General features: G+C 44.9%; 9 protein-coding genes. 4 read left to right on the forward strand and 5 right to left on the reverse strand.

Annotated elements, in window-relative coordinates; translation table 11 throughout:
• Nucleotides 1–57 precede the first annotated feature (57 nt).
• From P7M01_RS03860 to hda, 4 genes are read left to right on the forward strand one after another with little or no spacing between them, the layout of a single operon-like run.
• On the forward strand, nt 58–585 hold the full coding sequence (locus P7M01_RS03860) for a DUF1523 family protein (RefSeq protein ID WP_202937000.1): 528 nt from the start codon (nt 58–60) through the stop codon (nt 583–585).
• A gap of 12 nt (nt 586–597) precedes the next feature.
• Complete coding sequence (locus P7M01_RS03865; RefSeq protein WP_317475122.1) at nt 598–1,902, forward strand: hemolysin family protein; 1,305 nt, start codon at nt 598–600, stop codon at nt 1,900–1,902.
• Nucleotides 1,903–1,950: 48 nt separating this feature from the next.
• Nucleotides 1,951–5,427 (forward strand): DNA polymerase III subunit alpha, encoded by a 3,477-nt coding sequence (gene dnaE, locus P7M01_RS03870; protein ID WP_317480559.1) that lies wholly within the window; start codon nt 1,951–1,953, stop codon nt 5,425–5,427.
• A 4-nt stretch (nt 5,428–5,431) separates the two neighbouring features.
• The gene (hda, locus tag P7M01_RS03875; RefSeq protein ID WP_202937003.1) at nt 5,432–6,124 is read left to right on the forward strand and encodes a DnaA inactivator Hda; all 693 of its coding nucleotides are present in this window, start codon (nt 5,432–5,434) and stop codon (nt 6,122–6,124) included.
• Nucleotides 6,125–6,149: 25 nt separating this feature from the next.
• Here the strand turns inward: hda and rdgC are convergent, their stop codons facing one another.
• From rdgC to P7M01_RS03900, 5 genes are all read right to left on the reverse strand, one after another.
• The gene (gene rdgC / locus P7M01_RS03880; RefSeq protein ID WP_317483037.1) at nt 6,150–7,058 is read right to left on the reverse strand and encodes a recombination-associated protein RdgC; all 909 of its coding nucleotides are present in this window, start codon (nt 7,056–7,058) and stop codon (nt 6,150–6,152) included.
• Nucleotides 7,059–7,167: 109 nt separating this feature from the next.
• Entirely contained in the window at nt 7,168–8,301 is a 1,134-nt protein-coding gene (locus P7M01_RS03885; RefSeq protein ID WP_317476460.1) for a glycerate kinase, read from the reverse strand.
• 16 nt (nt 8,302–8,317) lie between these two features.
• Complete coding sequence (locus tag P7M01_RS03890) at nt 8,318–9,577, reverse strand: GntP family permease (RefSeq protein WP_317476461.1); 1,260 nt, start codon at nt 9,575–9,577, stop codon at nt 8,318–8,320.
• A 111-nt stretch (nt 9,578–9,688) separates the two neighbouring features.
• A complete protein-coding gene (locus tag P7M01_RS03895; RefSeq protein WP_317483038.1) occupies nt 9,689–10,795 on the reverse strand; it encodes a sugar diacid recognition domain-containing protein in 1,107 nt (368 codons plus the stop codon).
• A 454-nt stretch (nt 10,796–11,249) separates the two neighbouring features.
• Nucleotides 11,250–12,626 (reverse strand): GntP family permease, encoded by a 1,377-nt coding sequence (locus P7M01_RS03900; RefSeq protein ID WP_317476463.1) that lies wholly within the window; start codon nt 12,624–12,626, stop codon nt 11,250–11,252.
• Nucleotides 12,627–12,758: the final 132 nt, after the last annotated feature.

The raw sequence follows: 12,758 nt of genomic DNA on the forward strand, positions 1-12,758 counted from the left end.
AAATTCCTCTGTTTTTGACCGCACTTGACGGAATTATTTCTCTGAGAGGGATAGAAAATGCGTAAAGCCATCAAATATTTTTTAATCACCGTTGTGGTATTGTTTCATGCCGTGCTGTTTGCGGGCATTCATTTTGTGTTTCCCCATTATGAAACCACGCATGTGACCGGCGTGGAAGTCAAACGGGTGGATAAAGACGGCCCGATTACCAAAGCGAATCCGCAGGACGGTCCGACCCGCGATGTTTACTACATTTATACTCAGCGTACGGATGAAAGCAAACCGACGGTGTATCGCAACGAAGATACCCGTTGGGGCTTCCCGTTCTATTTTAAATTCGATTCCGCCGTGCAGCAGGCGCGCGCTTCCGGCTTTGCCCAAAATAAAAAAATGGTGGAAGTGAAATATTACGGTTGGAATATCGTGATGTTTAATGAGTTCCGCAATGTGATTTCTATGAAAGAAGTGACGGAAGAACAAGGCTCGCATCCGATTTTAAGCTATGTTTTCTATGTGCTCGGTTTGCTGACGATGTTTATTTCCATCCAATTCGTGCGCGGTTGGTTTGATAGCGAAAAAGCATAATGAGAAAGCAGAATGGGATTATTTGAAGCTATCGTCATTATTTTTCTGCTGATCGCCATCAGTGCGGTAATTTCTTCGGCGGAAATTTCCCTTGCCGGTGCGCGGCGCCTGAAATTACAGGCGTTGGCAAATGAGGGCAATACAAAAGCCGAACAAGTGCTGAAATTACAGGAAAAACCGGGACGTTTTATTACGGTGGTGCAAATCGGGCTGAATATGGTTGCCATTTTGTCGGGGGTGATTGGCGAGAGCGCGTTGAATCCTTACATCGCCCATGCGCTGCGTACTTATACTCATTTATCCGACGGCGCGGTGCCGAGTTTAGCTTCCTGGCTGGCGTTCGCGGTGGTCACCTTTTCGTTTATTCTGATTGCGGATTTGATTCCTAAACGCATTGCCATGACTTATCCCGAAGCGGTGGCGTTGCGAACCGTCGGCATTATGCAGGTGTGCATTTTTGTTTTCAGTCCGCTGGTGTGGATTTTCGATACGCTTGCCAACGGCATTTTCCGCTTGTTGCGGATTTCCACCGTGCGCGAAGACAACATGACCTCGGAAGATATTGTAGCGGTGGTGGAAGCGGGCGCGGAATCCGGCGTGTTGAAGGCACAGGAACATTATTTGATCGAAAATATTTTCGACATGCAGCAACGCACCGTCACCTCAACGATGACCACGCGTGAAAACATCGTATTTTTAGACCGCACTTTTGATCGCGCCAAAGTGCTGGAAACCCTGAGTTCCGACAGCCATTCCAAGCTACCGGTTTGCGACGGCGGGCTGGATAAAATTCTGGGTTATGTGGAATCCCATGATTTGCTGAGTTATTACCTCAAAGGCGAAGACAATATTTCTTTAACGGACGGCCGTTTATTGCGCAAGCCGGTGTTTATTCCCGATACGCTTTCGCTGTATGAAGTGTTGGAATTATTTAAATCCGCCGGTGAGGATTTCGCCGTGATCGTCAATGAATATGCTTTGGTGGTGGGAATTGTGACGTTGAACGACGTCATGAGTATCGTAATGGGCGAACTGGTTTCCAGCGAAGAAGAACAGATTGTGCGACGGGATGAAACTTCATGGCTGATTGACGGTGCGACGCCGCTGGAAGACGTGATGCGCGCGCTGGACATTGAAGCGTTCCCCGATTGGGAAAATTATGAAACCATCGCCGGTTTTATGATGTACATGCTGCGCAAGATTCCGAAAAAAACGGATTTTGTGCTGTACGACAAATACAAGTTTGAAATTATTGATACCGACAATTTTAAAATCGATCAGCTGTTGGTGTCACTGCGAACCGATTTAGAACAATAATATGGCGAGGGTTTCTCCGTGCCGAATTTTTGCCAGAAGGATAATGTGATGACGCAACCCCGTTTTGTCCATCTTCGTACGCACAGCGACTTTTCTATGATTGACGGAATCGCCAAAGTGAAACCGTTAGTGAAAGCCTGCGTGCAGGAAAATATGGTGGCGCTGGGGTTAACGGATTTCACCAACTTCTGCGGTTTGGTCAAATTTTACGGCGAAGCCTTGAGTGCCGGCGTGAAGCCGATTGTGGGCGCCGATGTGCTGGTAAAAAGCAAATTGTGCGGCGACGAACGGTTTGAATTGACATTGCTCGCTAAAAATAACGAAGGCTATAAAAATATTACCTTGCTGTTATCCAAAGCCTATCAGCGCGGTTACGACGATTTGCCTTACATCGATCAGGATTGGCTGATTGAGCATAAAGAGGGCGTAATTATTCTGTCGGGCGGCCGCAGAGGAGATATCGGTCAGAAATTGCTGAAAGATAACTTTGCCGATGCGGAAAGTGCGGTCAAATTTTATCAAGAATTTTTCCCGAACCATTTTTATATCAGCCTCGCCCGCGTAGGACATTACGATGAAGAGCGCTATATTCGGACCGCTATGGATTTGGCGAAAAAACATCGAATTCCCTTGGTGGCCACTAACGACGTGGTTTTTCTGAAAACGGAAGATTTTGAAGCGCACGAGATTCGCGTAGCGATTCATGACGGTTACACGTTGGACGATCCGAAACGGCCGAAATTGTACACATCGCAACAATATTTTCGTTCCGAACAGGAAATGTGCGATCTTTTTGCCGATATTCCCACCGCACTTGAAAATACCTTGCTGATTGCGCAGCGTTGTAATGTGACGATTCGCTTGGGCCAATATTTTCTGCCGCAATTCCCGACCGGCGAATTATCTACGGAAGATTATCTGATTAAACGCGCCAAAGAAGGCCTGGAAGAACGGCTGGAATTTCTGTTTCCCGATCCGAAAGTGCGGTCGGAAAATCGACAGAAATATGACGAGCGGTTGGATACGGAGCTGGGCGTGATTAACCAAATGGGTTTCCCGGGCTACTTCCTGATTGTGATGGAGTTTATTCAATGGTCGAAGGATAACGGCGTGCCGGTAGGGCCGGGGCGCGGTTCGGGTGCGGGTTCTTTGGTGGCTTATGCGTTGAAAATTACCGATTTGGATCCGCTGGAATTCGATTTACTGTTTGAACGTTTCCTGAATCCGGAACGGGTTTCCATGCCCGATTTTGATGTGGACTTCTGTATGGAAGGGCGTGATCGCGTTATTGATCATGTGGCGGAAACTTACGGGCGCGGCGCTGTGTCACAAATTATTACTTTCGGTACTATGGCGGCAAAAGCGGTGATTCGCGATGTGGGACGCGTGTTGGGCCATGCTTATGGCTTTGTTGATCGCATTTCCAAACTGGTTCCTCCGGATCCGGGCATGACCTTGGCGAAAGCTTTCGATATGGAACCGAAATTGCAGGAAGCCTACGACAGCGATGAGGAAGTGAAAGATCTTATCGACATGGCGCGTAAGCTGGAAGGCGTTACGCGTAATGCCGGTAAGCACGCAGGCGGCGTGGTGATTTCACCGACGCTGATTACGGATTTTTCACCGCTCTATTGTGACAGTGAAGGTCGTCATCCGGTCACGCATTTCGATAAAAATGACGTGGAATATGCCGGTTTGGTTAAATTTGACTTTCTGGGTTTGCGTACGTTGACCATCATCAAATGGGCGCTGGAAATGATTAACGCTCGCATGGTGCGGGAAGGTAAGCCTGAAATTCGTATCGAGAGCATTCCGCTGGATGATCCGGAATCGTTCAAATTGTTGCTGAATGCGGAAACTACCGCCGTATTCCAGTTGGAATCGCGCGGTATGAAAGATTTGATTAAACGTCTGCAACCGGACTGTTTTGAGGATATTATCGCCTTGGTGGCGTTATTTCGTCCCGGCCCGTTGCAATCCGGTATGGTGGATAATTTTATCGACCGAAAACACGGACGGGAGGAGGTGTCTTATCCCGATGCGGAATATCAGCACATTTCCTTAAAACCGATTCTTGAACCCACTTACGGCATTATTTTGTATCAGGAACAGGTGATGCAAATCGCGCAGGTACTGGCGGGTTATACACTGGGTGGTGCGGATTTGCTGCGTCGTGCCATGGGTAAGAAAAAACCGGAAGAAATGGCAAAACAACGTTCCGTATTTGAAGAAGGCGCGATTAAAAACGGCATTGACGGCAAGCTCGCCATGAAAATTTTTGACTTGGTGGAAAAATTCGCGGGCTACGGATTTAATAAATCTCACTCCGCCGCCTATGCTTTGGTTTCCTATCAAACGCTTTGGCTGAAAGCTCATTTCCCGGCGGAATTTATGGCGGCGGTGATGACCTCGGAAATGGATAACACCGATAAAATCGTCGGCTTGTATGACGAATGTTTGCGTATGGGGTTAAAAGTGACGCCGCCGGATATCAATACGGGCAAACACCATTTCAGTGTTAACGATCACGGTGAAATCGTGTACGGTATCGGCGCCATTAAAGGTGTGGGAGAAGGGCCGATCGAGGCCTTGGTAAAAGCCCGCAATGAAGGCGGTATTTTTAAAGATTTGTTTGATTTATGCGCGCGGGTGGATTTAAAACAAATTAACCGTCGCACCTTTGAAAGCCTGATTAAATCAGGCGCCTTTGATAAGCTGGGACCGCATCGCGCCGCGCTGGCCAAGAATCTGGAAGACGCATTACAGTCTTCCAGCCAGTTCGCCAAGGATGAAGCCATGGGACAGGCGGATATGTTCGGTGTGTTGACTGCCGGACATGCAGAAGTCGAACGTAAATATGCCAACACGCCGCGTTGGACGGAAAAACAGATTCTGGACGGCGAACGGGAAACCTTAGGATTGTATTTAAGCAGCCATCCGATTAGCCGTTATCTGAAAGAATTGTCTCATTACAGTCCGAATCGGTTGAAAGATTTGGTACCGAACCAACGGGGCCAAATGAGCACCGCCTGCGGACTGATTGTCAGTTCCCGTTTTGCGGTAACCAAAAAAGGCAGTCGCCTGGGCATTGCCAGTCTGGATGATCGTTCGGGGCGTTTAGATATTACGCTCTTTGCGGAAGCCTTGGATAATTACGGCGAAAAACTGCAAAAAGATGCCATCGTAGTCGTTAAGGGGCAGGTAAGTTTCGATGATTTTACCCAAGGATTGCGTATGTCCGTGCGTGAACTGACGACGTTGGACGAAGCCCGTTCTCAATATGCGAAAAGCCTGGCAATTAGTCTGAAACAGGAGCAAATTACACCGCAGTTTATCCGTGAGTTTAAAACGGCGATCGAACCTTTTAGCGGCGGTACCATGCCAATTAACGTCTATTACGATAGTCCGCAGGGCAGAGCATTGCTTAAACTCGGAGTGCAATGGTACATCAAACCCAGCGATGATCTGCTTGCCGCCTTAGTAGGAATGTTGGGCGAAAGTGCGGTGGAATTAGAGTTTGAATAGAAGCATGTTGCAGTTATCTTTGCCGATTCACCAACTGGACGGGGAAACCTTTGCCAATTTTTACGGCAACAACAATCTGTTGTTGCTGGATTCTTTACGTAAAAATTTCACTCTTCCCCGCCAACAGTTTTTCTATATTTGGGGTGAAGAAGGCTGCGGTAAAAGTCATTTACTGAAAGCGATGACTCACCAATTTTTTGCGGAAAATCGTACCGCACTTTATGTGCCGTTGTCGAAATCCGCTTATTTCTCGCCCGAAGTGCTGGATAATTTAGAACAGCAGGAATTGGTTTGCCTGGACGATTTACAATGCGTCACGGGTGATAAAGAATGGGAAATCGCGGTTTTTGATTTGTTCAATCGCATAAAAGAGCACGGCAATACCTTGCTGGCGGTGAGCGCCAATCAGTCGCCGAACGGTTTACCCGTTCAATTACCGGATCTGGCTTCGCGTTTGCGCTGGGGCGAAATTTATCAATTGCATCCGCTTGACGATCAGCAGAAAATTACCGCACTTCAACGGAATGCGCATCAACGGGGCATTGATTTGCCGGATGAAACGGCGAATTTTCTGATAAAACGATTGGATCGCAATATGCATAATTTGTTTGGCGTGTTAGATCAGCTGGACAAGGCATCGCTGCAAGCGCAACGCAAGCTCACGATACCTTTTGTGAAAGAAACGTTAGGATTGTAATGACGTTTGCATTCCGTAAAGCGCATTATAAACGCGCTTTTTCACCGCCGAAATCATCCAACAGATTTTCCGTCAGTTTCGCTAATTCGCCCGTCATCAGAATGAAATCCGCATCAAACCGCTGAGCATAATCTTCTTTCAGAATGTCATCATTTTTTTCGCGGATATTATCGGCGAATTTCAGGCGTTTCAAGGTTCCGTCGTCATTCAGGACAAAACTTAAATGATCGTCCCAGTCAAGCGCCAATTTGGTAATAAATTTACCTTTGCCCAAATGAGACAAGATTTCCTCACTGTCCAGAGGCTGATTTTTACAGCGAATTATGCCTTTATCGTCCGCCGCTTTGAGCTCCGCTTCTTCAAGTGCGGTCAAATATTGCGGAGTTTTTCCTTCGGCGATCCAGCTTGTCATCACGTCTGCCGGTTCGTTGGCAAACGCAAGCGGCACCACCGGCAACGAACCCAACGATTTACGCAATAACGCCAAAGCGTCTTCCGCCCGTTTGCTCGACGCCGCATCCACATAAATTAAATTCGTTTCCGTATTGATCCAAACCGCCGTTTGTTGATTCTTGCTGAATGCACGCGGCAGCAGCACGGACACGACGTCGTCTTTCAGCGCCTGTTTTTCGGTTTTCTTTAATTTGCGGTTTTCCTTCTGTTCCAATTCCTCTACGCGGTTGTCCAATTCCCGTTTCACCACATGGCTTGGGATGATTTTTTCTTCTTTATGCGCCACCAACAGAATCTGCTTGTTTACAGAAAAATGCAGCAACGGCGAACCTCGCAACGGTTCCGCCCAACCGAATTTACTCATATCCGACTGTCCGCACGGGTGGTAGGCATTTTGCGCCAGATTCCGCTGCAGCGCTTCCTCAGACCAATCCAAACGTTTTGTCAGACGATAAATCATCACATTTTTAAACCAATACATAATAATCCCTTTTAGAATGGAAAAGTGCGGTCGATTTTAGCATAGTTTTTTTAACCTAAAAAAATCCCCGAATAATTATTCGGGGCGTTTTGATGTTAATGGAATACGTTTAATGAGCGAGTTTATACAATCTGGCAACATTTTGTGCCGCGGATTCTAAGTTTTCCCGTCCTTTTGCCAGAGTTTCTTCCAATGTACCTAACTGGCGGATAATCGGAAATACCGCATCAATTCCATGATTATAAACTACATCATAATCTTCTCGTAAACATCCTGTAATGGCAATAACCGGTTTATTGTTGGCTTTTGCCGTTTTTGCCACACCAATAGGCGTTTTACCATGGATAGTCTGGCTGTCCATGCGACCTTCTCCGGTAATGACTAAATCCGCATCTTTCAGATGTTCAGCTAAACGGACGGCATCTATCACGATTTGTACACCGGCTTTTAGCTGTACGTTTGGTAGTAATAATAGCCCTCCGCCCATGCCGCCGGCGGCTCCCGCACCAGCCTGATCACGAATATTTAAATGCAAGTCTCGTTCGGCAATCTTAGCAAAATGAGCTAATGCCCGGTCAAGCTGTTCAACCATATTGGGGGTAGCGCCTTTTTGCGGACCAAATGTTGCTGATGCTCCTTTTTCACCACAAAGCGGATTATTTACGTCACAAGCAACTTGGAGTTCTACATTTTGTAAGCGGGCATCAAGAGAAGTGCGGTCAATTTTTTCAATATTGTTTAATGCGCTTCCGCCAAATCCGATCTCTTTACCATTTATATCTAAAAACCGGATACCAAGTGCTTGTAACATACCGACACCACCATCGTTAGTTGCACTTCCACCGATACCGAGGATGAGTTTTTTTACACCGAGATCTAGTGCGGCTTTAATTAATTCGCCGGTACCGTAACTGGTCGTTTTAGTCGGATCTCGTTTTTCAATCGGTACCAAATGTAAACCGGATGCAGCCGCCATTTCGATGATTGCTGTTTGTTCATCACCAGAAATAGCGAATTCAGCTTTAACTTTATTACCAAGCGGTGCAGTAACTTCAACGGTAATTAAACGTCCTTGCAAGGCATCTGCCAGAGATTGTACGGTACCTTCACCTCCATCCGCCATAGGAATTTTCACATAAGTTGCGTTTGGGAAAACTTTTTTGAAGCCTGTTTCGATAGCATCCGCCACACCGAGTGCGGAGAGGCTTTCTTTAAATGAATCAGGAGCAATAACTATTTTCATAATGGATCACCTTTAATTAGAAGATATTAAATACACCAAAAATAAGAGTTGAAATGACAGTCATTATCAGACCAACGGCAGTTTCATAAGGAATCAGCTTTAAACGCTCACGAATGTCCATATTCATACTTCCGCCGGTGGCGTGAAAGAATGAGCCGTGAGGCATGTGATCAAGTACTGTTGCTCCCGCATGAATCATCGCAGCACTGGCAAGTCCGGAAACACCTAATTCGAGTAGAGTACCACTGAAAACTTGTGATGCGACAACCGTACCAGCTGTAGTGGAGGCCGTTGCTAGAGACATCAGGATACCGGAAATCGGAGCAAGCAGATAAGATGGTAAACCTGAAATCGTTAAATTTTCAATTAAGACATCTTTTAAGCTTGAATTTGCAATAACTCCGGCTAATGCTCCTGTGCCAAGCAACATAATGGCAACAGGAGCCATCTTCCCTAAACCAATGATAGCAAATTGATTGATGGAACGTGCTTTTCCCATACAAATCGCTCCCAAAATACCACCTACAGGTAAAGCAATTAACGGGTCTACCTGAATACCTGCAATCGGGCGTAATGTTAATAAGATAATAGCAGTTAGTGGTGCTACGATAGCCGGAAGGAATTTAGGCAAATCATCACTCATTTCGGTGACTTCGTAACTTTCTACTTTTGATCCTTTCTTAATTAATAAGTTAGCCAAGAAATAGGTTAGAATTACACCAAAGATAGCTGGAATAATACCTGCGGTCATTACGGAGGTGAGCGGCAAATGGAAAGTATCTGAGGCTGCAATGGCATTGGGGTTAGGTGACATGATATTTCCTGCTTTACCACCTCCAATCATGGCAAACAGGGTTGCCATTTTAGATAAATTGCCGCGTTTAGCTAACGCTAGCGCAATGGGCGAAACGGTAATGACCGCTACATCTATAAAGACACCTGCGGTTGTAAGAATCATTGTAGCTAGGATAAGAGCCATCAAGGCGCGGGTTTCGCCAAGTTTTTTGACAATAGTTTCCGCGATAGTATTGGCAGCACCGGATTCAATCAATACACCTGCTAGCATACCGGCAGCTAAAATTCGCATAACGGCAGTAGTAATTCCTTGTGCACCGTCAATCATTAATTTAACGGTTTGTGTAAGATCTGCTCCACCGACTAATCCCCCGATTAATGCGCCAACAATCATTCCGTATGCCGGTGGAACTTTTTTTAGAATAAGAATGATTGCAACTGCTAGAGCTACGATTGCGCCTAATGTAGTAACTGTTATCATAGAATTTCCCCTCGTTATCAAGTTGAGAAGGATTATTACCACAATTTAGTGTTGTGTCTTTATAATAATTAACAATAATATGCCAAGTATGGTTGTCCTTTTTGGATTTTTCTACAATAACTTATTTAGTATAGTGCTTAAATAAAAAATAAATTTATCATCTATCTTATTGAAATATAAGCCGGTTATACGTTCTATTTTAGCCAGACGATAGCGTAGTGTATTGATATGAATGAACAGATTCTTCGAAGTGAGAGCTAGATCACAATTTGATAAAAAATATTGTTGTAGTGTTTTTTGTAGTACAAAGGTTTCATCGTTGTCATAAAGTGCTTGTAAAGGTTCTAATAACTTTTCTGCTTGCCAGGTGGCGGATAAGTTATCTAGTAATACTGGCAAACGATGTTGTTCAAATACGTAAAGAGAGCGTTTGGGATAGGATCTTAAGCCGAAATTTAAGGTACTGAGCGCTGTTTGAAATGATTGTGCAATTGTCATGTCGAACGTGAAATGGGTACCGATAGCAATTTTATATTCATGATAAGACATATCTGGTGGTAACAATTTGTTGGTTTGTTTATTTTGTAGCAAGTCTAAACATTGAGTACTAGGGATCAGTACTGCAATTTCGTTTAAAGATAACACTGCACAGTTATATTTGGTTTCCAGATAAGTGACTATCGATTGTAATTTATTGATAGTGGAGTCCTGTAGTTTTATTATGGCGACAGTTGTTGGAGTTTGTAAATCGAATTGGAAAAATTTCGCTTGATTTATTAAGGTATTGGAAGGGATTTTATTCTCTAACAGCTGTAAAATGAATTCTTCTCTGTAGCGACGTTCCCAACGTTCTTTTTCCAGTAATACATGCTGTTCAATTATCAACTCCGCAGTCATTTTCACCAATTCGGCATAAGGTTTTACTTGTTCAGGTTCCCCTGAAATGCCAACGACTCCGAGAATTTCACCTAAATATACAATAGGTAAATTTATTCCCATTTTTACTTCATGATTCCATTTTCGCACTAATTCTTCATCAATAATAACAGTACGATTCTCTCGAATAGATATCATTGCACCGATATGTTTTTGATTGAGGCGACGGGGATCCCCGGAAGCAATAATGATTCCTTGTTCATCCATTACATTAACCGAAGAATCTATTATTTTCATTGTTCGTTGGACAATATTTTGTGCAATGGTTTTATTTAATTTCATAGCACTGAGCTTCCTTTGAAATTAAGATTAGGTTAATTAGTTTCCGATTGTAATACATTAAATATTTCTCAAGTGTAGTTTACAATCTGTAATTGAAGTATAGCCAGAACATTCCGATTCCAATATTTTAAGAAGATTCTAGCTTAATTGCAGCATCAGAAAAGTTTATCCGTCGGTTCATACTTCGTATCATCTTACTTTCAATATTTTCACAATTTAGTTCTCCTTTATTTCGAAAGATTTTAATCAAATAGTATATATAGTGAAGCTTAGCTACTTTTAGAATACCAAAATTTGGCTTAGCGACAAGTTTGATAACTTCCGCATATAAGATATGCTCTGTTTCTCAAAATTCAGCGATCAGGTTCAGCTCAAAGTGCGGTCAAAATTTTCATCGTTTTTTGCGGGTTAAGATTTGCCCGCCATCACGGTAATTGTGGCGGCGGGACGCGGGTTATAGCAAAATTAGAGAAAGAACGTAAACCGTTAATATTCCGACAATGCCCATAATGAAAGTCAGCATACTTTGAGTGCGATATCCTTGTGGCGGCGTCATTCCGGTGAAATTGGTGACTACCCAGAAATAACTGTCGTTGGCGTGGGAAACGCACATAGCACCGGCGGCAATCGCCATGACGGTTAACGCCGCCGCGATTTCGGTCGTGAGGTTCAGGGCGGTCATCAGAGAATCATCCGCATTGAACATTCCCATAATAGAGGCGGTGGTGATGATGGCGACGGTCGAACTGCCTTGTGCGGTTTTTAAGATCGCCGAAATAATGAACGGGAAAAAAATCCCCGCCGAACTAATGGCTACTGCGTTTTGTTTAATGTATTCTACAAAGCCCGCTTCGGTAATCACTTTGCCTAACACGCCGCCGGCGGCGGTGATGAACAGAATCGGGCCGACGATTTTGAGCGTATCGTTGGTTAAGGCGTCAAATTCGCCGATTTTGCCGGTATTCAGTAGCAAAAAAACAGAGAAAATCACACCGACTGCCAGGGCGATAATCGGATTGCCCAAAAATTGCAGCAAGACGCCTAATTCTCCTTCGATACCCATGATTTTTCCGGTGGAACCGAGCGCCATAAATAAGATAGGCATGAAAATCGGGGCCAGGCTTAAAAAGCCGCTCGGCAGTTTGCCGTAATGTTCGAGCAATTCTTCATAGCTTTTACTGATAACTTTGTCGCTTTCAGCTTCATCCAATACAATTTTCGGACCGACGGATTTGGCGAAAAGATAGCTTGCGAACAATACGGGAACGGAAACTACCGCGCCCATCGTCATTACCAGTAAAATATTACCGCTTAATCCCACTGCGCCTGCTGCGGCAATCGGGCCGGGTGTGGGCGGAATGAACACATGCGAGGTATACAAACCGGCACTTAACGCCACCGCCATGCCCACGGGATTGGCGGCGATTTTTTTATGAATGGCTTCCCGAATCGGATTCAGCACGACGAACCCGCTGTCGCAGAAAACGGGAATACCCACAACCCAACCCATAATCAGCATGGCGAGTTCGGGGCGTTTTTGTCCGACTATTTTAACCACCATGTCCGCTAATTTCAGCGCGGCGCCGGTTTTTTCCAGTACAGTGCCGATAATGGCGCCGAAGATAATTACGATACCGATGCTTTTAAAGGTTCCGCTGAAACCGTCCCCGATCAGGCCGGGAATTCTTGCCAAGCCGATACCCGCCACTAACGCGAGGGCGAGGGAAATGGTCATTAAGGCTAAAAACGGGTGAACTTTGAGCTTTGAAATCAGCAAAATCATAATAATAATGGCAATAACAAAGCAAATAATGAGTGATATACCGGTCATAATGGCAACTCCTTTTTTGCAAAATTTCGTAATTATCCTAGGTTCGCGGTGGCGGAGTTGCAACCGGCATTTTGGTAAAATGTGAATTGGATCACAATAAAAAACGGCGAAAAACTCGCCGTTTTTTGACCG

Origin of the sequence: Exercitatus varius (genome assembly GCF_029577735.1) — a bacterium.
Classification (GTDB): domain Bacteria; phylum Pseudomonadota; class Gammaproteobacteria; order Enterobacterales; family Pasteurellaceae; genus Exercitatus; species Exercitatus varius.

What these genes read in the sequence shown, in the direction of transcription:
- P7M01_RS03860 (WP_202937000.1), top strand. Translation starts at nt 58, where the DNA reads ATGCGTAAAGCCATCAAATATTTTTTAATCACCGTTGTGGTATTGTTT.
- P7M01_RS03865 (WP_317475122.1), top strand. Translation starts at nt 598, where the DNA reads ATGGGATTATTTGAAGCTATCGTCATTATTTTTCTGCTGATCGCCATC.
- dnaE (WP_317480559.1), top strand. Translation starts at nt 1,951, where the DNA reads ATGACGCAACCCCGTTTTGTCCATCTTCGTACGCACAGCGACTTTTCT.
- hda (WP_202937003.1), top strand. Translation starts at nt 5,432, where the DNA reads ATGTTGCAGTTATCTTTGCCGATTCACCAACTGGACGGGGAAACCTTT.
- rdgC (WP_317483037.1), bottom strand. Translation starts at nt 7,058, where the DNA reads ATGTATTGGTTTAAAAATGTGATGATTTATCGTCTGACAAAACGTTTG.
- P7M01_RS03885 (WP_317476460.1), bottom strand. Translation starts at nt 8,301, where the DNA reads ATGAAAATAGTTATTGCTCCTGATTCATTTAAAGAAAGCCTCTCCGCA.
- P7M01_RS03890 (WP_317476461.1), bottom strand. Translation starts at nt 9,577, where the DNA reads ATGATAACAGTTACTACATTAGGCGCAATCGTAGCTCTAGCAGTTGCA.
- P7M01_RS03895 (WP_317483038.1), bottom strand. Translation starts at nt 10,795, where the DNA reads ATGAAATTAAATAAAACCATTGCACAAAATATTGTCCAACGAACAATG.
- P7M01_RS03900 (WP_317476463.1), bottom strand. Translation starts at nt 12,626, where the DNA reads ATGACCGGTATATCACTCATTATTTGCTTTGTTATTGCCATTATTATT.